The 21,852-nt window shown below is 65.5% G+C and carries 20 protein-coding genes; 14 read left to right on the top strand and 6 right to left on the bottom strand.

Going from position 1 to position 21,852, the window contains the following annotated elements; genetic code table 11:
• The first annotated feature begins 178 nt into the window (after positions 1-178).
• On the top strand, positions 179-1,561 hold the full coding sequence (gene ugpB, locus N2602_RS37860; protein WP_260381260.1) for a sn-glycerol-3-phosphate ABC transporter substrate-binding protein UgpB: 1,383 nt from the start codon (positions 179-181) through the stop codon (positions 1,559-1,561).
• Between the two features lie 225 nt (positions 1,562-1,786).
• Positions 1,787-2,746: a phosphotransferase gene (locus N2602_RS37855; protein ID WP_260381259.1), complete on the top strand. Its 960-nt coding sequence runs from the start codon at positions 1,787-1,789 to the stop codon at positions 2,744-2,746.
• Positions 2,747-2,821: 75 nt separating this feature from the next.
• Here the strand turns inward: N2602_RS37855 and N2602_RS37850 are convergent, their stop codons facing one another.
• The 3 genes from N2602_RS37850 to N2602_RS37840 form a co-directional block, all read right to left on the bottom strand.
• Positions 2,822-3,238 carry a hypothetical protein gene (locus N2602_RS37850; protein WP_260381258.1) on the bottom strand — a complete coding sequence of 139 codons (417 nt, stop codon included), beginning with the start codon at positions 3,236-3,238 and terminating at the stop codon, positions 2,822-2,824.
• Positions 3,239-3,283: 45 nt separating this feature from the next.
• Complete coding sequence (locus tag N2602_RS37845; protein ID WP_172786180.1) at positions 3,284-3,718, bottom strand: hypothetical protein; 435 nt, start codon at positions 3,716-3,718, stop codon at positions 3,284-3,286.
• Positions 3,719-3,783: 65 nt separating this feature from the next.
• Positions 3,784-4,323, bottom strand: a complete 540-nt coding sequence (locus tag N2602_RS37840) for a hypothetical protein (protein WP_260381257.1) — start codon at positions 4,321-4,323, stop codon at positions 3,784-3,786.
• Between the two features lie 285 nt (positions 4,324-4,608).
• Between N2602_RS37840 and N2602_RS37835 the strand changes: the two genes are divergently transcribed.
• From N2602_RS37835 to N2602_RS37795, 9 genes are all read left to right on the top strand, one after another.
• Complete coding sequence (locus N2602_RS37835) at positions 4,609-6,009, top strand: caspase family protein (protein WP_260381256.1); 1,401 nt, start codon at positions 4,609-4,611, stop codon at positions 6,007-6,009.
• A gap of 218 nt (positions 6,010-6,227) precedes the next feature.
• A complete protein-coding gene (locus N2602_RS37830; protein ID WP_260381255.1) occupies positions 6,228-7,847 on the top strand; it encodes an ABC transporter substrate-binding protein in 1,620 nt (539 codons plus the stop codon).
• A gap of 236 nt (positions 7,848-8,083) precedes the next feature.
• On the top strand, positions 8,084-9,097 hold the full coding sequence (locus N2602_RS37825) for an ABC transporter permease (protein WP_260381254.1): 1,014 nt from the start codon (positions 8,084-8,086) through the stop codon (positions 9,095-9,097).
• 167 nt (positions 9,098-9,264) lie between these two features.
• Positions 9,265-10,164 (top strand): ABC transporter permease, encoded by a 900-nt coding sequence (locus N2602_RS37820; protein WP_172786174.1) that lies wholly within the window; start codon positions 9,265-9,267, stop codon positions 10,162-10,164.
• 94 nt (positions 10,165-10,258) lie between these two features.
• A complete protein-coding gene (locus tag N2602_RS37815; protein WP_260381253.1) occupies positions 10,259-11,995 on the top strand; it encodes an ABC transporter ATP-binding protein in 1,737 nt (578 codons plus the stop codon).
• A 26-nt stretch (positions 11,996-12,021) separates the two neighbouring features.
• Positions 12,022-12,201 carry a DUF4089 domain-containing protein gene (locus N2602_RS37810; protein WP_172786172.1) on the top strand — a complete coding sequence of 60 codons (180 nt, stop codon included), beginning with the start codon at positions 12,022-12,024 and terminating at the stop codon, positions 12,199-12,201.
• A 4-nt stretch (positions 12,202-12,205) separates the two neighbouring features.
• On the top strand, positions 12,206-13,600 hold the full coding sequence (locus N2602_RS37805) for an AtzE family amidohydrolase (protein ID WP_260381252.1): 1,395 nt from the start codon (positions 12,206-12,208) through the stop codon (positions 13,598-13,600).
• A gap of 1 nt (position 13,601) precedes the next feature.
• A complete protein-coding gene (hpxZ, locus tag N2602_RS37800; RefSeq protein ID WP_260381251.1) occupies positions 13,602-13,997 on the top strand; it encodes an oxalurate catabolism protein HpxZ in 396 nt (131 codons plus the stop codon).
• Positions 13,994-14,716: a GntR family transcriptional regulator gene (locus tag N2602_RS37795; RefSeq protein ID WP_260381250.1), complete on the top strand. Its 723-nt coding sequence runs from the start codon at positions 13,994-13,996 to the stop codon at positions 14,714-14,716. Before hpxZ ends, N2602_RS37795 begins: the two co-directional genes overlap by 4 nt.
• Before the next feature lie 94 nt (positions 14,717-14,810).
• Here N2602_RS37795 and atzF read toward each other — a convergent pair whose 3' ends face one another.
• On the bottom strand, positions 14,811-16,628 hold the full coding sequence (gene atzF, locus N2602_RS37790) for an allophanate hydrolase (RefSeq protein WP_260381249.1): 1,818 nt from the start codon (positions 16,626-16,628) through the stop codon (positions 14,811-14,813).
• 194 nt (positions 16,629-16,822) lie between these two features.
• Positions 16,823-17,329: a MarR family winged helix-turn-helix transcriptional regulator gene (locus N2602_RS37785; protein ID WP_260381248.1), complete on the bottom strand. Its 507-nt coding sequence runs from the start codon at positions 17,327-17,329 to the stop codon at positions 16,823-16,825.
• Between the two features lie 156 nt (positions 17,330-17,485).
• Here N2602_RS37785 and N2602_RS37780 point away from each other — a divergent pair, with 156 nt between their 5' ends.
• A complete protein-coding gene (locus N2602_RS37780; RefSeq protein WP_260381247.1) occupies positions 17,486-19,333 on the top strand; it encodes a feruloyl-CoA synthase in 1,848 nt (615 codons plus the stop codon).
• A 351-nt stretch (positions 19,334-19,684) separates the two neighbouring features.
• Here N2602_RS37780 and N2602_RS37775 read toward each other — a convergent pair whose 3' ends face one another.
• A complete protein-coding gene (locus N2602_RS37775) occupies positions 19,685-20,191 on the bottom strand; it encodes a MarR family winged helix-turn-helix transcriptional regulator (protein WP_260381246.1) in 507 nt (168 codons plus the stop codon).
• Between the two features lie 83 nt (positions 20,192-20,274).
• On the opposite strand from N2602_RS37775, the gene N2602_RS37770 reads away from it, so the two are divergent.
• Both N2602_RS37770 and N2602_RS37765 read left to right on the top strand, forming a co-directional pair.
• A complete protein-coding gene (locus tag N2602_RS37770) occupies positions 20,275-21,483 on the top strand; it encodes a cytochrome P450 (protein WP_260381245.1) in 1,209 nt (402 codons plus the stop codon).
• Between the two features lie 12 nt (positions 21,484-21,495).
• Positions 21,496-21,819, top strand: coding sequence for a (2Fe-2S)-binding protein (locus tag N2602_RS37765; RefSeq protein WP_260381244.1), 324 nt, complete (start codon positions 21,496-21,498; stop codon positions 21,817-21,819).
• Positions 21,820-21,852 lie beyond the last annotated feature (33 nt).

Genomic DNA, 21,852 nt, shown 5'->3' with positions numbered 1-21,852 from the left:
AGCGTTTTCAAGCGAAGTGGATACCGGTTCGCGTAAAGAAAACGCGTCAAATTAAGGTCTAGAGACCCGTTCCGATCGGAACGGGCTCTAGCAGATGGTTAAGGGAAGGCCATCCCGCCTGGTTCCGCAAGACCGATTGTGCGGCGCGGCCGGCGTTCATTCCCGGTTGAAACCGGCTATGTCGCGCCTTAAGCAGGGCAGCCGGCCTTCGCCGTGCGTTCCGGGAAGAGCCATCGTGAGGTCAGCCTTGCGCCTTTTGCAGCTCGTCGCCGCCTTTGCGGCCCTCTCATTGGCCGCCCCTGCGCGGGCCGCCACCGAGATCGCGTGGTGGCACGCCATGTCCGGCGAGCTCGGCCGGCAGCTGGAAAAGCTCGCCGCCGACTTCAACGCCTCGCAATCCGGCTACCGCATCGTGCCCGTCTACAAGGGCAATTACACCGAGACCGTGACGGCCGCGATCTTCGCCTTCCGCTCGCGCAGCCAGCCCGCCATCGTCCAAGTCAACGAGGTCGCCACCGCCACCATGACCGCGGCCAAGGGCGCGATCTACCCGGTGTTCAGCCTGATGCGGGACCAGGGCGAGCCGTTTTCGCTCAATGATTACCTCCCCGCGGTCTCCGGCTACTACACCGATGCGGCCGGCAATCTATTGTCCTTCCCGTTCAATTCCTCGACGCCGATCCTCTATTACAACAAGACCATGTTCCGCGACGCGGGCCTCGATCCCGAGGTACCGCCGAAGACCTGGGCCGAATTGGGAGCGGCCGCGAAGCGCCTGCGCGACCGCGGCGCTCCCTGCGGCTTCACCACGTCCTGGCCGTCCTGGATCCATGTCGAGAATTTCTCCGCCTTCCATAACCTCGCGGTCGCGAGCCGGGCGAATGGCTTCGCCGGGCTGGATGCGGAATTGACCATCAACAATCCGACGCTGGTGCATCACGTCGCCGCGCTCAGCGAGTGGCAGAAGAGCAAGCTGTTCGACTACAGCGGCCGCGGCCAGTCGGCCGAGCCGCGCTTCCAGAAGGGCGAGTGCGGCATCTTCATCGGCTCCTCGGCGACGCGCGCCGACATCAAGGCCAATTCGAAGTTCGAGATCGGCTATGGCATGATGCCCTATTGGCCCGACGTGAAGGGCGCGCCGCAGAACTCGATCATCGGCGGCGCCACGCTGTGGGTGCTGCGCGACCGTCCGCGCGAGGAATACAAGGGCGTGGCGCGCTTCTTCGCCTACCTGTCCCAGCCCGGCGTGCAGGCCGCCTGGCACCAGAACACCGGCTATCTGCCGGTGACCCGCGCCGCCTTCGAGCTGACGCGCGCGCAAGGCTTCTACGAGCGCAATCCCGGCTCGGCGATCTCGTTCGAGCAGATCACGCTCAATCCGCCGACCGAGAACTCCAAGGGCATCCGGCTCGGCTCCTTCGTCCTGATCCGCGGCGTGATCGAGGACGAGCTCGAGCAGGCCTTCGCCGGCCAAAAGAGCGCGCAATCAGCGCTCGATTCCGCCGTCGAGCGCGGCAACAAGCTGCTCCGCCAGTTCGAGCGGGCGAGCCCCGAGCGGTAGGGGTGTGTCGCGATTGGATATCGCTATAGCCGCAAGCGAGATGCGCTCCCTCCCCCGCTTGCGAGGGAGGGCTGGGGAGAGGGTGTCTCCACAACGGGACAATCCCCTAGAGGAGAGAGCTCCCACCCGACGCTTCGCGTCGACCTCCCCCGCAAGCGGGAGAGGTTGCACCGCCTGCTTGGTTCGCACCGAATCCATCAAACTTGTATCGATGACCGAGTGCAGATGACCACCGCCTCATTGCAACAGCTGCCTCACCTCGTCGACGCCGCAAGCTTCCGCACCTTCCGCTCCGCGTCCCCACGTTGGCTACCCATCGCCCTCGACATCGCGCGCGGCCATGGGCTCGATGCCGGCTCACCGCATGTATTTGCGACCGGCACCAATCTCGTGGTGGGCCTCGGCGACAAGCTGATCCTGAAGATCTTCCCGCCGCTGCTCGCAGCCCAATTCGTCTCGGAGCGCGCCTCGCTGACGCAGCTCGCCGGCCGTCTCGGTCTGCCGATTCCCGAGATTGTCGCGGAGGGGATGCGCGACGGCTGGCCCTATCTCGTCATGACGCGCCTCGCCGGCACGCTCGGCTCGGAGGTCTGGCCTTCACTGTCGGAGCCGCAGAAGGAGCGCCTGCTGCGCCAGATCGGCGAAACCATCGCTTCCGTGCAGCGCGTTCCGCTCGGAGAGCTCGCGTCCATCGGGCCGCGCTGGGACGCATTCATGCACGCCCAGATGCAGGGTTGCCGCGCCAGGCACGAGCGTCTCGGCCTCGCACCAAAATTCCTCGCCGGTCTCGACGACCTCCTGCGCGATGCCGCGAAGCTGATCCCGATGGTCGCACCGCCGGTGACCCTGATCGGCGAATACATCCCCGAGAATGTTCTGCTCGCCTGCGATGACGGCCAATGGTCGCTCGCAGGTCTGTTCGATTTCGGCGACGTGCTCGCGGGATGGCGCGACTACGATCTGCTCGGCCCCAGCGCCTTCATGGCGGCGGGCCGGCCGGGACGGGTGAAGAGCCTGCTCGAAGGCTTTGGCTATACGACGCTGGATTTCACCCTCAAGCGCCGCCTGATGGCCCTGATGCTGCTGCACCGCGCCAGCGACCTCAACAGCCACATCTGCATCGAGGACTGGCAGGAGCGGGCGGATGATTTGGTCGAGCTGCAGGAATTGATTTGGGCGGAGTGAGTCCGCGGGGCGCCGCACGGCTCCCCTGGCGCGTCCGCCGCTAGCCCTTGGACTGGATCAGCTGGACCGCCTTGGTCAAGACCCGACAATGGCGCTGAGTCCGGAGCCGTGACCAGCGGTGGCCTGCTTGACCAGACTGGCGAAGACGGAGCGACACTGAGAGATTGCTGAGAGCGCCTGAGCCTTGTTGCTCGCGGCGCGCAGCTGCGAGGCCGCGGTCTGGAGCGCGCTGCGTGCCTCCGGAGGATCCCACTTGTTGAGCGTCCCGCTCATGCGATCCAGGACACCTGCCACGCAGTCGTAGAGCACCTTGCCGGCGGTGGCGCTGCACGATTGCAGGCCGGCACTGCCGACGGCGGCGGCCGCGGAGGCTCCACCTCCGGCGTAGGCAGGGCCTGCCGCCGGCACGGCAGCTCCAACCAACAGCAATACCAAGATGGTGCGAAGGCGTGCCTTCGTCGAACTGATCAGGTCATGGCCGCTGGCCATCATTGTGGTCCTTCTCTGTGTTCTATCCCTTGTCCTATCCTGTCAGTCCTATCCCTTTGCCTGGATCATTCGCGCCGCTCGCGCCAACACGCCCGCTATCGACGCAAGCCCATGGTCGCCCCATCCGGGCACCATCATCTTACCGCCGGGCGTCGCTTTCACCTGCCGCAGCGCGCCTGCGATGGCGGCCTGGCATTGCGTGATGGCGGAGAGCGCCTGCGCCTTGCTGCTCGCAGCGCGCAACTGGCTGGCGGCCGTCAAGAGCGCACGTTGAGTCTCCCCGACTCTGATCGAATTGACGTCGTTGGCCATGCGCTCGAGCACGTCAGCGACGCAATTGTAGAGAGCCTTGCCTTGGCTGGCGTTGCAGGCCGAGAGGCTGGAATTGGCGGTGGTCGCCGCAGCATTCAGCACGGTGGAAGCGGATGCGTCCCGGTTAGGGATCAGCACGGCCAGAATCGCCAGCATGACCAGCGCCAGCATGCGCGTACCGGTCTGTCGGAGGCCCCTGCGGGCTCCGGAAATCAGTGTCGTCATGAAAGTCCCCCTTATCGCGGTGTCGTTGGGGTCACCGCGTTGCCGACCGTGAATTCGCACGGCACCGTCGTCAGTCTCGGTTCACCCTTAAGCGCGAACAAATGCTCCCACTGTGATCTGCGGCACACGACACCGCCCGGCGCGTCCTCGACGATCACGACGGCATAGAGCCGGTCGCGCTTCTGGAACGCCTTGATGCTGGTGTCTTCGGGAAAGGTTTGCAGCAGCGTCAGCACGCCATGGCCGCTGTCGGCATCGGCCGCGATGCCGGCGATTCCCGAGATGGTGCGCCATTTGCCGCCCTCGGTGGTCGCACCGATGAACGTGCCTTCGGTCACGGTGTTCTGCAGGATTTTCTGCTTGAGGAATTCGGGGCCGAGTTCGTTGCTCTGGCGCAGCCGGTTCTTCAGACTCGGCGAGTAGAAGAGCTTGTCGGTGCCGCCCTGAAACACGATGGTTGTGCCTTCGGGTCCGCCCGCGATCAGGTTCTGGAATTCGCGTCCGCTCAGCACGCCGGCCGATCCCGGCAGCACTTGAAGGGTGAACAGCACCCCGGCCGCGATGAATCGCAGGGTGGATCGGGAGAGGGGATTTGGGCGCGGCATGGACGGCAAAAAATGCTTCCTGAAAAGTTCAATTCTAGATAGACACGGCCTCCTCGTCGAGAGCAGCCCTCCCGATTGTCGGTGCAAATCTCCTCACGTCTCCGCTGCGCGCCGGTCACCCCGTCGGGGAGGGGTAGCGGGGAGTGAAGGAGCGGTGGCCATCCCACGCGCCCGGCATGACAGCGTGACATCAATTGCGTAACGTTGATGGGACATGCAGGTGTGCTGGTAATGCGAATAACTGCTCTAGCGATAATCCTGGCTGCGACGATCATTGTCCCGGTCGCAAGTGCCGTCTGCGCCGCGCCACAGACGCGAAAACCGGTCGCCGATTCGGCGCCGCGGATCGCGCTGGTGATCGGCAACGCCCGTTACGCAAAACTCGGCACGCTTGCCAATCCCGTAAACGATGCGCAGTTGATGGCGGAGCGATTGCGGCAGACCGGCTTCGATGTCACCTTGGTCGCCGACCGCGACCTGAAGAGCCTTTCGCAGGACGTCGAGGAGTTTGCGCAGAAGGTGAAGGCCCGCGGCCCTTCGACCGTTGCCGTGCTCTATTACGCCGGTCATGGCGTCGAGAGTGACGGCGTCAACTACCTCGTGCCCGTCAATGCCGACATCAAGCGACGCGCCGACATCGTGTCGCAATCGCTTCCTGTCAAACGCCTTGCCGATCGCCTCGCCGCTTCCGGCAATGCGCTCAACATCCTCATCGTCGATGCCTGCCGCGACAATCCTTTTCCGCCTGGCGTTTCCGGCAGCGCGACGCTCGGCCTGGTGCCGATGGGCGCGGTATTTGGAGTATTCATCGCCTCGGCGACCGGCTCGGGAAAGGTCGCCTTCGACGGCGAGGACGGTCACAGCCCTTATACGAAGGCCTTGGCGGACGCGATAACCGTGCCCGGCGAGCGTCTGGAAGACGTGTTCAAGAGCGTGCGCCGCCAGGTGCGGCTTTCGACCGGCGAGCAGCAGATCCCCTGGGAATCCACCTCGCTCGAGCTCGACTTCTTCTTCGTGCCGCCGCCGCCTCCGCCGAGCCAGGCCGCGCAATTGCTCGCCGCGGCGAAGGAGACCGGCAATGTCGCGCTCTATGATCTCCTGATCGATCGCTTTCCGGCAAGCCCCGAGGCCAACGATGCGCGCGCCGCAGCCGCCGAGCTGAGGAAGGGTACTGCCGCCAAGGCCCCCGCGGCTGCATCCTCTGCCTCGCTGGTGCTCGATCGCGCGCGGCAGACGCGGACGCCCGAGGCCTATGATCTCGTCGCCGCGCTATTTCCGGATACACCAGAGGCAGATGAGGCGCGGGCCGCGGCCTCGCGCCTGCGCGAGATCACCGTGCTCGACAGCGCGGGGCCGACCTATGAAGGCCGCGAGCTGGTGCAGCTGATCCAGGCCCAACTGGTGCGGCTTGATTGCTTCGGCGGTGAGCAGGGCGGGATATTCGACGCCGCGACGATCCAGGGCCTGCGCCGAGCCTCGCAACTCTCCGACGAGCACTTCCTTTGGTATCGGCCAACCATGGCCGCGCTGCGCGCACTCAAGAAGGTGGATGGCAAGGACGGCTGCGCCGGACGGAAGGCGGTCGCGGCGCCACGCTGCCTGCGGGTCAATAATGAGGATTTTTGCCAGTAGCTCATCGAATGAGCTCTCATCGAGTATGATCTATTTATTGGGCAAATACGCCTCTTTGTATGCAATGTCGGCGGTCTCCACGGCGGTCGTTTGGTCCCTGGCATCAATTTTTCATTCGTAATCTCAATCGCTTATGCATAAGGCAAGCTCCCGTTAAGCCTTGGCACGAACCTTGCGAATCCAGCTCCAACGAAAAACTTTTATGTTGGAGCGATTTCATGAAGCGCCGCGATTTCCTCAAATCCGTTTCCGGGTTGGCCGCGGGTGCGGCGCTTCCGGCCATGCCGTCTGTGATCTCCTCGGCCAAGGCCGATGCCCGGTCGGAGACGCTGCTGATCGTCTCGGAAGGCGGCCCCAACAATCTCGACATTCATGGCGTCGGCACCAACGTGCCCGGCTATGAAGTCTCCTGGAATTGCTACGATCGCCTGATCAGCCACGAGATGAAGAGCGGCCCCGGCGGCGTGCCCTATTACGACCGCGACAAGTTCAAGGGTGAGCTCGCCGACGACATGAAGATCGACGACATGTCGGTCACCTTCAAGCTGAAGAAGAACGCCAAATTCCACGACGGCGCGCCGGTCACGGCGAAAGACGTGAAATGGTCGCTCGATCGCGCCGTCAGCGTCGGCGGCTTCCCGACCTTCCAGATGAGCGCGGGCTCGCTGACCAAGGCCGAGCAGTTCGTCGTGGTCGACGATGCCACCGTGCGCGTTGATTTCGCCAAGAAGGATCGGCTGACGATCCCGGACCTCGCGGTGATCGTGCCCTGCATCGTCAATTCCGAGCTCGTGAAGAAGAACGCGAGCGAAAAGGATCCGTGGGGTCTCGAGTTTACAAAACAGCAGACCGCGGGCTCCGGCGCCTACAAGGTGACGAAGTGGACCGCGGGCACCGAAGTCATCATGGAGCGCAACGAGGATTGGGTCGGCGGCCCGCTGCCCAAGATCAAGCGCGTGATCTGGCGCATGGTGCCGCAGGCCGGCAACCGCCGCGCGCTGCTCGAGCGCGGCGACGCCGACATCTCCTATGAGCTGCCGTTCAAGGATTTCCAGGAGATGAAGGCGAACGGCAAGCTCAACGTGGTGTCGCTGCCGTTCTCCAACGGCATTCAGTACATCGGCATGAACGTCACCAAGCCGCCGTTCGACAATGTGAAGGTGCGGCAGGCCATCGCCTATGCGCTGCCGTATCAGAAGATCATGGACGCGGTGCTGTTCGGCCTCGGCAATCCCATGTTCGGCGCAAAGGACAAGGCGACCGAAGTCGCTTGGCCGCAGCCGCACAAATACAACACCGACATGGAAAAGGCGAAGGCGCTGCTGGCTGAGGCCGGTTACGCAGGCGGCTTCGAGACCACGATCTCGTTCGACCTCAACTTCGCCGGCGTCAACGAGCCGCTGTGCGTGCTGGTGCAAGAGAGCCTCGCCCAGCTCGGCATCAAGACCACCATCAACAAGGTGCCCGGCGCCAACTGGCGCACCGAGCTCAACAAGAAGGAGATGCCGCTGTTCACCAACGTGTTCTCGGGCTGGCTCGATTACCCCGAGTACTTCTTCTATTGGTGCTATCACGGCAACAATTCCGTCTTCAACACCATGAGCTACAAGTCGGCGGAGATGGACAAGTTCATCGACGGCGCGCGCACGGCGGCTGCAACCGGCGACACTGCGGCCTACGACAAGGACGTGAAAGGCTTCGTCGATCTCGCCTTCGCCGACGTGCCGCGCATCCCGCTGTACCAGCCCTTCGTCAACGTCGCGATGCAGAAGAACATCTCGGGCTATCAATACTGGTTCCACCGGCGGCTCGACTATCGCGCGATGGCGAAGGGGTAAAAGGTCATGCTGATCGTCGGCGACGCATCGGCATCGGCTCTGGGCTCCCTCTCCCGCTTGCGGGAGAGGGTTGGGGAGAGGGTGTCTCCGCTTTGGGGTTGGCAGGGATTGCGGAGGGTGTCCCCGCGCGGCGAGAGCCCTCACCCGCCGCGCGCGGGACGATGCTGTCGCATCGCCCGGGGCGCGTCGGCCTCTCCCGCAAGCGGGAGAGGCGAAGCAAGCCCGCGGAGCATCCCATGCTGACCATGATCGGCAAGCGCCTGATGTTCGCGATCCCCTCGCTGATCGGCGTCGTCATCGTCACCTTCCTGCTGACGCGCGCGCTGCCGGGTGATCCCGCGGCCTACTTCGCAGGTCCCGCCGCGACCAAGGAAGCCGTCGAGCAGATCCGCAAAAAGCTCGGCTTCGACAAGCCGCTGATCGAGCAGTTCTTCCGCTATGCCAACGATCTCGCGCACGGCGATTTCGGCAACTCGCTGACGACGGGCCAGCCGGTTGCCACCGAGATCCGCAACCGCCTGCCGGCCTCGGCCGAGCTGACGCTGCTCGGCCTCTTCGTGTCCATCGCGATCGCCATTCCGCTCGGCGTCCTGGCGGCGACGCGGCCGGGATCATGGATCGACCATCTTTGTCGCGTCACGACCACGGCCGGCGTGTCGCTGCCGGTGTTCTTCACCGGCCTCGTGCTGGTCTATGTCTTCTATTTTCGGCTCGGCTGGTCACCGGCGCCCCTCGGCCGTCTCGACGTGTTCTACAGCGCGCCGCCGACGGTCACCGGCTTCTATCTGGTCGACACGCTGATCGCGCGCGATGTCGAGGCGTTCCGCTCGGCGCTGAGCCAGCTCATCCTGCCCGCAACGACGCTCGCGATCTTCTCGCTGGCGCCGATCGCGCGCATGACCCGTGCCTCGATGCTGGCGGTGCTCGCATCCGAATTCGTCCGCACTGCGCGCGCCAGCGGCCTGTCGCCGGCGACCGTGATCGTCACCTACGCGTTCCGCAACGCGATGCTGCCTGTCATCACCACGCTCAGCATGGTGTTCTCGTTCCTGTTGGGCGCCAACGTGCTGGTCGAGAAGGTGTTCGCCTGGCCCGGCATCGGCTCCTACGCGGTGGAAGCGCTGATCTCCTCGGATTTCGCGCCGGTGCAGGGTTTCGTGCTGACCATGGCCGTGATGTACGTGCTGCTCAATCTGATCATCGACATTCTCTACGGCGTGATCGATCCGCGCGTCAGGTTGGAGGGCTAGCGCATGATCCGGAATATCGGTGCCCCAGCTCGTCATTGCGAGGAGCGAAGCGACGAAGCAATCCAGGCTATCGCCGCGATGCGCAGCCTGGATTGCTTCGCTTCGCTCGCAATGACGACGGAGAGACGGCTTCCGAACACGATCACGCGAAAAGAGGGCGTCGAACAATGAGCTCCGTTGCGCCTGCTGTTGAACCTGTCGGCCCCGCCCGTACGTCAGGCCTCGTCGCCATCCTCGAGCAGACCCGTTACGTCCTCGGCGAGAACAAGGTCACGGGCTTCGCCTTTGCGCTGCTCCTGATCATCGTGTTCGCCGCGCTGTTCGGTCCCTATGTCGTGCCCTACGATCCGCTCGCCTCCGACACCGCCGCCGCACTGAAGGCACCGTCGGCAGCGCACTGGTTCGGCACCGACCAGCTCGGGCGCGACATTTTCAGCCGCGTCATCGTCGCCACGCGCCTCGACTTCTTCATCGCGATCGCCTCGGTGGCGCTGGTGTTCCTGATGGGCGGCCTTGCCGGCATCGCGGCCGGCTATTTCGGAGGCTGGACCGACCGCATCGTCGGCCGCATCGCCGACACCATCATGGCGTTCCCGCTGTTCGTGCTCGCGATGGGCATCGTCGCCGCGCTCGGCAACACCGTGCAGAACATCATCCTGGCGACAGCGATCGTGAACTTCCCGCTCTATGCCCGCGTCGCGCGCGCCGAGGCCAATGTCCGTCGCAACGCCGGCTTCGTGCAGGCTGCGCGTCTCTCCGGCAACGGCGAGTTCCGCATCCTCCTGGTGCACATCCTGCCGAACATCATGCCGATCATGATCGTGCAGATGTCGCTGACCATGGGCTACGCCATCCTCAACGCCGCCGGCCTCTCCTTCATCGGCCTCGGCGTCCGCCCGCCGACCGCCGAATGGGGCATCATGGTCGCCGAAGGCGCCGGCTTCATGGTGTCGGGCGAATGGTGGATCGCGCTCTTCCCCGGCCTTGCGCTGATGATTGCCGTGTTCTGCTTCAACCTCCTCGGCGACGGCCTGCGCGACATCGTCGATCCCCAGCGGAGGACGTGATGCCCAACCTCCGGGCAAAATTCTCCAATGATTCCAATGGTGCTTCTACTGTGCATGGGGTTGTTTTCGATTGTTTGAGTGACGGGAGCCGTCCATGACCTCCCAGCCGCTGCTCGACGTCCAGGACCTCACGGTCGAATTCACCACCCGCCGCGGCATCGTCAAGGCGGTGCAGAACGTCAACATCTCCGTGGCCAAGGGCGAGACGCTGGCCATCGTCGGCGAGTCCGGTTCCGGCAAGTCGGTGACGTCCTACGCGGTGATGCGCATCCTCGATCGCGCCGGAAAGATCGCCGAGGGCTCGGTGATGTTCTCCGGCATCGACGTCAAGGCAGCGACCGAAGACCAGATGCGCGATTTGCGCGGCCGCGAAGTCTCGATGATCTTCCAGAACCCGCGTGCTGCGCTCAATCCGATCCGGAAAGTCGGCGACCAGATCGAGGACGTGCTGCGCACCCATGTGCAGCAGGCCCAGGTTGCCGATCACGGCGAGAAGGCGATCGAGGCGCTGGAGCAGGTCAAGATCGCCCGCCCGCGCGAGCGCTATCACGCCTATCCGTTCGAGCTCTCGGGCGGCATGTGCCAGCGCGTCGTCATCGCGCTCGCGCTCGCCTGCAATCCGCAGCTCCTCATCGCGGACGAGCCCACGACTGGATTGGATGTCACCACGCAGAAGGCGGTGATGGACCTGATCGTCGAGTTGACGAAACGCCGCGCGATGTCGACCATCCTGATCACGCACGATCTCGGCTTGGCCGCCGCCTATTGCGACCGCGTCGTCGTGATGGAGAAGGGCCGCGTCGTCGAGACCGCTACGGCCGCCGATATTTTTGCGAACCCGCAGCACCCGTATACGAAGAAGCTGATGCGCGCGACGCCGCGGCTCGGAGTGAGCTTGCGGGATCTGCTGCCGGAAGAGGAGGGCGCAACCTCATCTGCATCCGTTGTCGCCGCGCCTGACCAGCACGTTTCTCAAAGGGAGGGGAAGAGCGACCAGCCCCTCCTCCGCATCGAAAAACTCGTCAAGGAATATCCCCGCCAGGGCGCGACCGCCACGCTCGGCAAACTGTTCGGCCGCAAGCCGCCGGTGGAGCCGGACGTGTTCCGCGCCGTCGACGGCATCAGTTTTGCGATCGGCCATGGCGAGAGCGTCGGTCTCGTCGGCGAATCCGGCTGCGGCAAATCGACCACGTCGATGATGGTGATGCGTCTGCTCGACCAGACCTCCGGCCTGATCCAGTTCGACGGCGAGGACATCGGCGGCATTGCTCCTGCCGCCTTCGCCCGGCTGCCGCAGCGCAGCCGCATCCAGATGGTGTTCCAGGACCCCACCGACAGCCTCAATCCGCGCTTCACCGCCGCGCGCGCCATCGCCGACCCGATCATGCACTTTGGCGACATCCGGGGACGCGACGCGCTGCGCGCCCGCTGCGAGGAGTTCGCCACCATGGTCGGCCTGCCGCACAATCTGCTCGACCGCTTCCCGCACCAATTGTCCGGCGGCCAGAAGGCCCGCGTCGGCATCGCCCGGGCGATCGCCCTGCATCCCAAGCTCGTCATCCTGGACGAGCCGACCGCCGCGCTGGACGTCTCCGTGCAGGCCGTCGTCCTCAACCTGCTGCAGGACCTCAAGGCGCGGCTAGGTATGAGCTATCTGTTCGTCTCGCATGATTTGAATGTGGTGCGCTTGTTGTGCGATCGTGTCATTGTGATGCGGACGGGACGGATCGTCGAGGAGGGCTCTTCCGAGCAGGTGCTCGGCGATCCCAAGGACGACTACACCAAGGAGCTGCTGACGGCGATCCCGCATCCGCCGTTGCCGATACACTAAGACTGCACTGATTGCTTGAGAGCGTGATGGCCGAACCCCTGGACGACTATATCGACGCCGTATCGAAGGCGCTGGCGCTGCCGATCGAGGAGGGCTGGCGGCCCGCCGTGCGCGCCAACCTCGAGGTCTCGCTGCGGCTTGGCCGTCTGGTCGACGACTTCGCGCTGCCGGACGAGACCGAGCCGGCACCGATCTTCACGGCCTGACACCATGTCCGCTAAGCCAGAGATGACGGCCTCCGACATCGCAAGTGCGGTTGCGGGCGGCGAGATGTCCGCACTCGCCGCCACCGAAGCTGCGCTCGCGCGCATCGAGCAGCATGATGGCATCCTCAATTCCTTCACCGACGTCACCGCCGAACGCGCCCGCGCGAAAGCGCGCGCGATCGATGCCGACATCGCTGCGGGCAAGAAAGTCGGCCCGCTCGCCGGCGTACCCTTCGCCGTCAAGAACCTGTTCGATGTCGCGGGCCTGCCAACGCGTGCCGGCTCGAAGATCAACCGGGACCTCGCGCCGGCCAGGCGCGACGCGACGCTGATCGAGCGGATGGAAGCGGCCGGCGCCGTTCTCGTCGGCGCGCTCAACATGGGCGAATACGCCTACGATTTTACGGGCGAGAACATCCATGATGGCCCCTCGCGCAATCCGCACGACACCACGCGGATGAGCGGCGGCTCCTCGGGCGGCTCGGGCAGCGCCGTCGGCGGCGCGCTGGTGCCGATCGCGCTCGGCTCCGACACCAACGGCTCGATCCGCGTGCCGTCGTCCTTCTGCGGCATCTTCGGCCTGAAGCCGACCTACGGCCGGCTGTCGCGCGCGCGCTCGTTCCCGTTCGTGGCGAGCCTCGATCATCTCGGCCCGTTCGCGCGCTCGGTCGCCGATCTCGCGCTCGCCTACGACGCGATGCAGGGTCCGGACGCAGACGACGGCGCCTGCACCACGCGCGGGTTGGAGCCCGTGACGCCGCTGCTCGATGAGTCCATCTCTGGTCTGCGCTTTGCGATCGCCGGCGGGCACTTCCAGAAGAACGTGTTTCCGGAAGCGGTCGAAGCCGTCAGCCGCATCGCCAAGGCGCTGGGCGCAACGCAAGTGGTCGATATCCCCGAAGCATCGCGCGCCCGCGCCGCCGCCTATGTCATCACCACCACCGAAGGCGCTTCGCTGCATCTCGATCGCCTGCGCAAGCGCCCGAACGACTTTGACCCGGCGGTGCGCGACCGGCTGATCGCGGGCGCCATGGTCCCGGCCGCGCTGGTCGATCGCGCGCAAAAATTCCGCCGCTGGTATCGCGCGCAGCTTGCCGGGATCTTTGGATCGGTCGACGTTCTGCTGGCGCCGGCGACGCCCTGCACCGCGCCAAAGCTCGGCCAGGTCAAATTCAATCTCGACGGCGTCGAGCTGCCGGTGCGCGCCAATATCGGCATCCACACCCAGCCGATCTCCTTCATCGGCCTGCCGGTGGTCGCGGTCCCCGTGCCGCTCGAGCCGCTGCCGATCGGCGTTCAGATCATTTGTGCGCCCTGGCGCGAGGACATCGCGCTACGCGTTGCGCACGCATTGGAAAAGATGGGCGTCGTCGCCGCGCCCGCGCCGAGAGGGTTTTAAGATGCAGATCGATCTCCCCGAGGTGATCGCGGAAGTCAAAGCCGCGTTCGAGCGCTATGAGCAGGCCCTCGTCAACAACGACGTTGCCGTGCTCGGCGAGCTGTTCCGCAACGATCCCCGCACCTTGCGCTACGGCATCGGCGAGAACCTCTATGGCTACGAGGCAATCTCCGGCTTCCGCGCCGGCCGTTCCCCGGTCGGCCTCAACCGCCGCACCGCCAAGACCGTGATCACCAGCTACGGCCGCGACACGGCCGTGGCGTCCACCTTGTTCTATCGCGATACGGCTCCCGGCAAGGTCGGCCGGCAGATGCAGACGTGGATACGTTTCCCGGAGGGCTGGCGCGTCGTCGCTGCTCATGTCAGCATCATCGACGAGCCGAAAGAGACCGTATGACGCTTGATGATCTTCCGCAGGGCACATTGCCGGCCGAGCCGGTGGTGCCGCGCGTCGACCGTGCATCGCCGTCGCTGCTGAAGGTCACGCGCGCCGAGGAGCTGCGGCTGCAGCTTGCCGACGAGATCGTGCGGGGAACCCTGGCGCCGGGCTCGCCACTGGACGAGACCGACATCGCGCGGCGCTTCAACGTCTCGCGCACGCCGGTGCGCGAGGCGCTGCGCCAGCTGGTGGCGAGCGGCCTCGTCGAGGCGCGGCCGCATCGCGGCGCGGTGGTGGCGCAGCCATCGATCGAGCGGCTGAAAGGCATGTTCGAGGCGATGGCGGAGCTCGAGGCCCTGTGCGCGGGCCTTGCCGCCGAACGCATGTCGGCGGCCGAGCGTCATGGCCTGGAGGCAGTCCACGAGGAGCTGCGAGTGCTGAGCTACGCCGGCAATCCCGAGCGTTTCCACGAGGTCAACGAGCGCTTCCACAACGCGATCTATGCCGGTTCGCAGAACGGCTACATCGCCGAGATCACGCTCGCGACCCGCGTCCGCGTGCAGCCGTTCCGCCGCGCCCAGTTCCGCAATCTCGGCCGCCTCGCCAAGTCGCAAGCCGAGCACGACCGCGTCGTCGTCGCCATCATGCGCGGCGACAAGCAGGGCGCCGCCGCCGCCATGCGCGCGCACATCGAGCTGGTGCGCGGGGAGTACGAGATCTACGCGGTGTCGGTGTAGACGCGCACGCGGTGCCGTAGGGTGGGCAAAGCGAAGCGTGCCCACGTTATGGTGATGGTGGGCACGGCGCGCGAAGAGCGCGCCTTTGCCCACCCTACGAGACCTGCTTTGCCGCAGCTTCCTTCATATACGCGCGCCAGCCGCCGTAGGCGGTGATATCCCGCGCATCGCCCAGCACTTCCGGCTCGACCAAAAATCCCTTCACGCTCCGTCCATCCGCAAGCCGCACGGTGCCGATCGCCATCGGTGCAGGAATCGCGTTGACGAACTTGCCGAAGGCGGACGACGACAACGACCAGATCTCCAGCTCGATCGCAGCGCCCTTGCCGGTCTCGACTCGCAGCATGCCCGGCTTCGGCGGCGTGGTCTGAAGCGCATAGAGCTTGTAGTCGGCGGCCGTCCTGGTGGCCTCGACCAAGCATGCGTTCAGCGCCGTCAGCTCGCCGTTCAGCGCCATGCCGGAGAGATGCGCGCCGACCACGGCGATGGGAATCTCGTCGTCGCTGCTGGTCGGGAGTGGCGCGAGCGGGGCCTGCGCCACCCCCTTCGCACCGACCGTCAGCTTCGTGTCGGCATGGAACACCCGGCCGATGCTCGCGAGCAGCGCGTCGCGCCCTGCAGGCGCCAGCAGCGTGATGCCGAACGGAATGCCGTCGCTGCGCATCGAAGCCGGCACGGCGAGGCCGCAGAGATCGAGCAGGTTGACGAAGTTGGTGTAGGTGCCGAGCCGGCTGTTGAGCTCGATCGGATTGGCCAGCACCTGCGCGGTCGTATAGGCCGTCGGCGCCGTCGGCAGCACCAGCGCGTCGATGTTGGCGAACGTGCGCTCGGCGATCTTGCGCAGGCCCTGCAGGCGATAGAGCGCCGAGAAGGTTTCCGCCGCGGTGAGCCGCGCGCCGGCCGCGGTGATCTCCCGCGTGACGGGGTGGATCGTGTCTGGCGCGGACGCCAGCAGGTTCTTGATCACGAGGTAACGCTCGGCAACCCAGGGCCCCTCATAGAGCAGCCGCGCCGTCTCGTAGAATGGCTCGAGGTCGAACTCGACCAGTGTTGCCCCCAGCGCGGTCCATCGCTTCAGCGCATCGCTGTAGGCGGCTTCCGCTTTCCTGTCGCCGAAAAAGATCAGCTGCCCGTTGCGCGGCACGCCCAGCCGCAGCTTTGCCGGTATCGGCGTGATCGCGCCGAGCGGCCGGTCGCGCGAGAATGGATCGGCCTGGTCGGGGCCGGCCATCACCGACAGCGCGAGTGCGGCATCGTCCACCGTGAGTGCGAACACCGAGATGCAGTCGAGCGTGCGGCAGGCCGGCACCAGGCCGGCGGTCGAGATCATGCCGAAACTCGGCTTCAGCCCGACGATGTTGTTGAGCATCGCCGGCACGCGGCCCGAGCCGGCGGTGTCGGTGCCGAGCGACAGCGGCACCAGCCCGGCGCCGACCGCGGTGGCCGAGCCCGAGCTCGAGCCGCCGGGAATGAGATCCTCGCGGATCGGATTTCGGGGAATGCCGTAAGGTGAACGGACGCCGACGAGGCCGGTCGCGAACTGGTCGAGATTGGTCTTGCCGATGATGATCGCGCCGGCCGCGCGCAGGCGCTCGACGGCGGTCGAGTCGTGTGTCGGCGTGGTGGAGAAAGCCGGGCAGGCCGCGGTGGTCGGAAAGCCCAGCGCGTCGATATTGTCCTTCACCGCGACCGGCACGCCGTAAAGCGGCAGGCTGGCTGCATCCGCCCGGGCCGCGAGCTTGCCGGCCTCCGCGATCGCGTCCTTCTCGTCGCGCAGGCTGATGAACACGGCGGGATCGTCGTGATCGCGGATGCGCTGATAGGTCCGCGCGACCGTCTCTGCCGGCGTCAGCGTGCCCGCGCAGTGCGCGGCCACAATCGCGGCGATCGTTTCAGGCTGCTCGGCCCCCATGGCGGCAAAACTCCGGCAATTCGTCCTCACCCGGAGTGAAGCAAGCGATGTGCCATTGTGTACAGAATCCGGGCAGGATGATTGTGCCGGATCTTATCGTGCGATCAGTGGCTTGCGGGATATTTCGGTCGGCGTGCGGCCGCTCGCTCCGGCGACCTCTTGCGTGCATCTGCCCAAATGATGGGCAGTCGAGATCAGGTGAAGCCGGAGAGGATCCGGAGCAGCTGCGCCCGGTTCTCCTTGCCGATCTTCGCCTCGACGTTTCGCTCGTGCTCGGCCGCGAGCCGCTTGAACTTCTCGAGCGCCGTCTCGCCCTGCGCGGTGAGGTGCAGTGCATGCGAGCGCCGGTCCTCCTTCGACTTGATCCGCTTCACCAGCTTGCGCTGTTCGAGGGCATCGAGCAGGTGCACCAGCCGGGCGCGCTCGATGCCGAGGCGTTTTGCCACCGCCATCTGCGACAGGCCCGGATTGGCGCCGATCACGGTCAGCACCGAATATTGCGTCGGCCTGATATCGACTTTGCCGAGCGTCTTGATGAAGTCCTGAAAGATCCAGATCTGGAAGCGCCGCACCGCATAGCCGGCGTGGCCGACCAATGCGTCGAGACCAACGTCGTCGGCGACATCGCGCGGTGCTGCGCCGTTGCCGGCGCGCTTGCGTGGGGAGTGGCGGCTGTCGGACCGGGCTGCTGTGGTTGTCACGTCGGTGTCTCCTGTCGCGCGCAACCCTAGCGCCCCTCGGTCACAAGCGAAAGATTGTTGTTGACGACAACAATTGGCGTGCCCAACATTATAGGCCAAAGCGGCCCGGAACGAGGCTGCGGCCGATCCTGAAAACCGGGATGGAGGAGGAAGCACATGACAGTCGCCTCACATGGTGACGTTGCAGGCCTGTTCGCAACGCCCAGGACCGTCGCAGAGCATCGGCCCGACGGCAGCATCGTTCTGCGCTCGCCCGAGCCTCTCGGCGAGTTTGCGCGCTGCACCGGCGATTGGCTGGAGCAATGGGCGCAGCAAAGGCCGGATACGATCTTCCTGGCCGAACGCGGCAAGGTCGAAATGCCATGGACCACCGTTACCTATGCGCAGGCGCTGCGGAAGGTGCGCGCCGCCGCGTCCTGGATCCTGGCACAAGGGCTCAGCGTGGACCGCCCGCTCGCGATCCTCTCCGACAACAGCATCGATCATGCGCTGCTCGCGCTCGCCGCCCAGCATGTCGGCGTGCCCTCGGCGGCGATCTCGCCGGCCTATTCGCTGATGTCGAAAGATTTCGACAAGCTCAAGAGCATGGTTGCGCTGCTCGATCCCGGCGCAATCTACGTCTCTGCGCTCCAGCCGTTTGCACCAGCGCTGGCCGCCATCAAGCCGCTGCACAACGCGCAGATCATCAGCGGCAACGCCGATGATGCCGACGCGCTGGCGTTCCGCGCCATTGCGGCAACGCCCGAGACGCCCGACGTCGCAAGAGCCTTCGCTGCACTCACGCCGGACACGATTGCAAAATTCCTGTTCACCTCGGGCTCGACCGGCACGCCCAAGGCGGTCATCAACACCCAGCGCATGCTGACGTCGAGCCAGCAGGCCAAGGCGCAGACCTGGACCTTCGTCGAACAAAGCCGCGATCTCGTCATTCTCGATTGGCTGCCCTGGAGCCACACCTTCGGCGCCAACCACAATTTCAATCTCGTGCTGCGCAACGGCGGCTCGCTCTACATCGACGGCGGCAAGCCAGCGCCCGGCCTGTTCGCGACCTCGCTCGCCAATCTGAAAAGCGTGATGCCGACGGTCTATTTCAACGTGCCGCGCGGCTTCGACATGCTGATCGCGGCGCTGCGCAGCGACGAGGAGTTGCGCCGCCGCTTCTTCGGCGAGGTGAAATTCGCCTTCTACGCCGGTGCCGCGCTGCCGCAGAATTTGTGGGATGCTCTCGAAGAGCTCTCGCATCAGACGGTCGGCCGCGCGCTGCCAATGGTCTCGGCCTGGGGCTCGACGGAAACCTCACCGCTCGCCACCGACTGTCATTTCCTTGCCGAACGCTCCGGCAACATCGGCGTGCCCATTCCCGGCACCGAGCTGAAGCTCGTCACCTCCGGCGACAAGCTCGAGGTGCGGGTGCGCGGACCCAACGTCACGCCCGGCTATTGGAAGGCGCCGGATCTGACGAAGCAGGCGTTCGACGCGGAGGGCTTCTATTTGATCGGCGATGCCGTGAAGCTTGCCGACAGCGCGCGGCCCGAGCGCGGCCTGTTCTTCGACGGCCGCGTTGCCGAAGACTTCAAGCTCAACTCAGGCACATGGGTCAGCGTCGGCGGCTTGCGCGTTGCCGGCATCGCCGCGCTGGCGCCGCTGGCTCAGGACATCGTCGTCGCCGGTCACGGCGGTGACGAGGTGCGCTTCCTGGTATTCCCGAATCTTGCGGCCTGCCGCGCCCATGCCGGCCTGCCCGAGACGGCGGACGTGAGCGAGGTGCTGGCGCAGGACAAGGTCCGCAGTGCCATCGCGCAGGGTCTGGCGAAGCTGAAACAGCAGAGCGCCAACTCCTCCGGTCACGCCACCCGCGCGCTGCTGCTCGCCGAGCCGCCGTCGGTCGACGGCGGCGAGATCACCGACAAGGGCTACATCAACCAGCGCGCCGTGCTGACGCGCCGCGCAGAGGCGGTGGCACGGCTGAACGACGATGCGTCGGGGGAGTGGATCGGGTTGTAGCTGGCGACAGACAAGGCGACGTCAGGCGCGCTCTGTCCACGTCGTCATTGCGAGGAGCCCTTGCGACGAAGCAATCCAGACCGTTCCCGCGGAAGGAATCTGGATTGCGTCGCTGCGCTCGCAATGACGGGAAAAGTGGGGCGTTCGCAAACCGGGCCAGCAACCCTGCCGCATTATCTTGCCGATTCTTTTGTTGCCTTGGCAACTAGTTTGTGCAAACCATTCCCGACGAAGATGACGGCGGACGAACCGCTGCGTTATTTTCTGGAGGAAACAATGCGCGGCAGGAATGGTGCCGTCGGCAAGTGCCGACGCATGCCGGAACACAGGGCGTGTCCGCCACGCGGCACGTCAGCTGTGGCTGCTGTCGGTCACCGCGCCGAGATTTTCGTGCAGCCGGCGGAGGAGGTCGATCAGCAGCTCGCGCTCGTCCTTGCTGAGGCAGGACAACAGTCGCCGCTCGCGCTCGAACGCCGCCACGATCACCTTGTCATGCGTAGCGCGGCCCTTTGCCGTCAGCGAGATCGAATGGGTGCGGCCGTCATTCGGGTCGGTGCGGATCGACACCAGCCCTCGCTTTTCGAGGCCGGCCAGGGTCCGGCTCACCGGCCCCTTGTCGAAGCCGATGACATGGCAAATGCGCGAGGCGGGAATGCCGGGTTCGATTGCCAGCAGCGACATGATGCGCCATTCGGTGACGTTGACGCCGAACTCGCGCTGATAGAATGCGGTCGCGCTGTTCGAGAGCTTGTTGGCGATGAAGGTGATGAACGCCGGGACGTAACGGTCGAGATCGAGCGTCGGTCCCGCATCATTGGGCGCGGGCTTTTGGCGGGCTCTGGTCGAGGACGGCGGCATATCGGGCTTCTGACTCGCGGCGGGCCCAAAGACCTAAGGGCATGCGCTGCCCTTTCACAAGATCAAAATGAGGGAGGTCTTCCATGACCGCATCCGGCTCCGCGGGATCGGGCGTCCCGCATCTCGACGTCGATCCCTTCGACATGACGTTCTTTGCCGATCCCTATCCCGCCCATGAGCTGCTGCGGGAGGCCGGTCCGGTGGTTCATCTCGACAAATGGAAGGTCTATGGCGTGGCGCGCTATGCCGAGGTCCACGCGGTGCTGAACGATCCGGCGACGTTCTGCTCCAGCCGCGGCGTCGGGCTGTCCGACTTCAAGAAGGAAACGCCGTGGCGGCCGCCGAGCCTGATCCTGGAGGCCGATCCGCCCGCGCACACCCGCACCCGCGCCGTGCTGTCCAAGGTGCTGTCGCCGACGGTGATGAAGCAGGTGCGCGATCGTTTTGCCGCGGCGGCGGAAGAACGGGTCGACGCGCTGCTCGACAAGCGCAGCTTCGATGCGATCACCGATCTTGCCGAAGCCTATCCGCTGTCGATTTTCCCCGATGCGCTCGGCCTGAAGCCGGAGGGGCGCGAGCATCTGATTCCCTATGCCAGCGTCGTGTTCAACGCCTTTGGTCCACCCAACCAGTTGCGCCAGGAGGCGATCGAACGTTCGATGCCGCACCAGGCCTATGTCGCCGAGCAGTGCCAGCGCGAGAATCTGACACCCGGCGGCTTCGGGGCCTGCATTCATGCGCAGGTCGACGAGGGTGCTATCACGCCCACCGAAGCGCCGCTGCTGGTGCGCTCGCTGCTGTCGGCCGGACTCGACACCACCGTCAACGGCATTGGCGCGGCCGTCTACTGCCTCGCGCGCTTCCCCGATCAGTGGCAGCGCCTACGCGAGGATCTCTCGCTGGCCCGTGGGGCCTTCGAGGAGGCGGTGCGTTTCGAGAGCCCGGTGCAGACCTTCTTCCGCACCACGACGCGGGAGGTCGAGCTGTCCGGCGCGAAGATCGGCGAGGGCGAGAAGGTGCTGATGTTCCTCGCCGCCGCCAATCGCGATCCCAGGCGCTGGGACGACCCCGACCGCTACGACATCACCCGCCGCACCTCCGGCCATGTCGGCTTCGGCTCCGGCATCCACATGTGCGTCGGCCAGCTCGTCGCCCGCCTCGAGGGCGAGGTGATGCTGACGGCGCTGGCGCGCCGCATCGCGAAGATCGAGATCACCGGCGAGCCGAAGCGCCGCTTCAACAACACGCTGCGCGGGCTCGACAGCCTGCCTGTCACCATCACCCCGGCCTGACGAGGAGTCTTGATGCCTGCCATCATCTTTATCCATGCCGACGGCAAGCCCGACCGCGTCGAGACCTCTGGCGGCGAGAGCGCCATGCAGGCTGCGACCCGTCACGGAGTCGAGGGCATTTTGGCCGAATGCGGCGGCAATGCGATGTGTGCAACCTGCCACGTCTATGTCGACGAGAGCTGGCTCGCGCGCCTCCCGGCGATCGCCGACGATGAGGACGCGCTGCTCGACGGCACTGCCGCCGAGCGGCGGCCGAACAGCCGCTTGTCCTGCCAGATCACCGTTACGTCCGAGCTCGACGGGCTCGTGCTGAGACTGCCGGAGCGGCAGATCTGATTCTCGATTCGCCGGCAACGGCCGGCAACCAAC

It is taken from the genome of Bradyrhizobium sp. NC92 (assembly GCF_025200865.1).
Lineage (GTDB): Bacteria > Pseudomonadota > Alphaproteobacteria > Rhizobiales > Xanthobacteraceae > Bradyrhizobium.
The sequence above is the reverse complement of the archived record's forward strand: the minus strand, read 5'-3'. Positions and strand labels throughout refer to the sequence as shown.

Excerpts from the sequence above, each read along its gene's own strand:
- N2602_RS37795 (WP_260381250.1), top strand. The coding sequence starts at position 13,994 with ATGACGCTTGATGATCTTCCGCAGGGCACATTGCCGGCCGAGCCGGTG.
- N2602_RS37815 (WP_260381253.1), top strand. The coding sequence starts at position 10,259 with ATGACCTCCCAGCCGCTGCTCGACGTCCAGGACCTCACGGTCGAATTC.
- N2602_RS37820 (WP_172786174.1), top strand. The coding sequence starts at position 9,265 with ATGAGCTCCGTTGCGCCTGCTGTTGAACCTGTCGGCCCCGCCCGTACG.
- N2602_RS37770 (WP_260381245.1), top strand. The coding sequence starts at position 20,275 with ATGACCGCATCCGGCTCCGCGGGATCGGGCGTCCCGCATCTCGACGTC.
- N2602_RS37845 (WP_172786180.1), bottom strand. The coding sequence starts at position 3,718 with ATGCTGGCGCTGGTCATGCTGGCGATTCTGGCCGTGCTGATCCCTAAC.
- N2602_RS37855 (WP_260381259.1), top strand. The coding sequence starts at position 1,787 with ATGACCACCGCCTCATTGCAACAGCTGCCTCACCTCGTCGACGCCGCA.
- N2602_RS37765 (WP_260381244.1), top strand. The coding sequence starts at position 21,496 with ATGCCTGCCATCATCTTTATCCATGCCGACGGCAAGCCCGACCGCGTC.
- N2602_RS37780 (WP_260381247.1), top strand. The coding sequence starts at position 17,486 with ATGACAGTCGCCTCACATGGTGACGTTGCAGGCCTGTTCGCAACGCCC.
- N2602_RS37835 (WP_260381256.1), top strand. The coding sequence starts at position 4,609 with ATGCGAATAACTGCTCTAGCGATAATCCTGGCTGCGACGATCATTGTC.
- N2602_RS37830 (WP_260381255.1), top strand. The coding sequence starts at position 6,228 with ATGAAGCGCCGCGATTTCCTCAAATCCGTTTCCGGGTTGGCCGCGGGT.
- N2602_RS37775 (WP_260381246.1), bottom strand. The coding sequence starts at position 20,191 with ATGCCGCCGTCCTCGACCAGAGCCCGCCAAAAGCCCGCGCCCAATGAT.
- N2602_RS37825 (WP_260381254.1), top strand. The coding sequence starts at position 8,084 with ATGCTGACCATGATCGGCAAGCGCCTGATGTTCGCGATCCCCTCGCTG.
- N2602_RS37810 (WP_172786172.1), top strand. The coding sequence starts at position 12,022 with ATGGCCGAACCCCTGGACGACTATATCGACGCCGTATCGAAGGCGCTG.
- N2602_RS37850 (WP_260381258.1), bottom strand. The coding sequence starts at position 3,238 with ATGATGGCCAGCGGCCATGACCTGATCAGTTCGACGAAGGCACGCCTT.
- ugpB (WP_260381260.1), top strand. The coding sequence starts at position 179 with ATGTCGCGCCTTAAGCAGGGCAGCCGGCCTTCGCCGTGCGTTCCGGGA.
- hpxZ (WP_260381251.1), top strand. The coding sequence starts at position 13,602 with ATGCAGATCGATCTCCCCGAGGTGATCGCGGAAGTCAAAGCCGCGTTC.
- atzF (WP_260381249.1), bottom strand. The coding sequence starts at position 16,628 with ATGGGGGCCGAGCAGCCTGAAACGATCGCCGCGATTGTGGCCGCGCAC.
- N2602_RS37805 (WP_260381252.1), top strand. The coding sequence starts at position 12,206 with ATGTCCGCTAAGCCAGAGATGACGGCCTCCGACATCGCAAGTGCGGTT.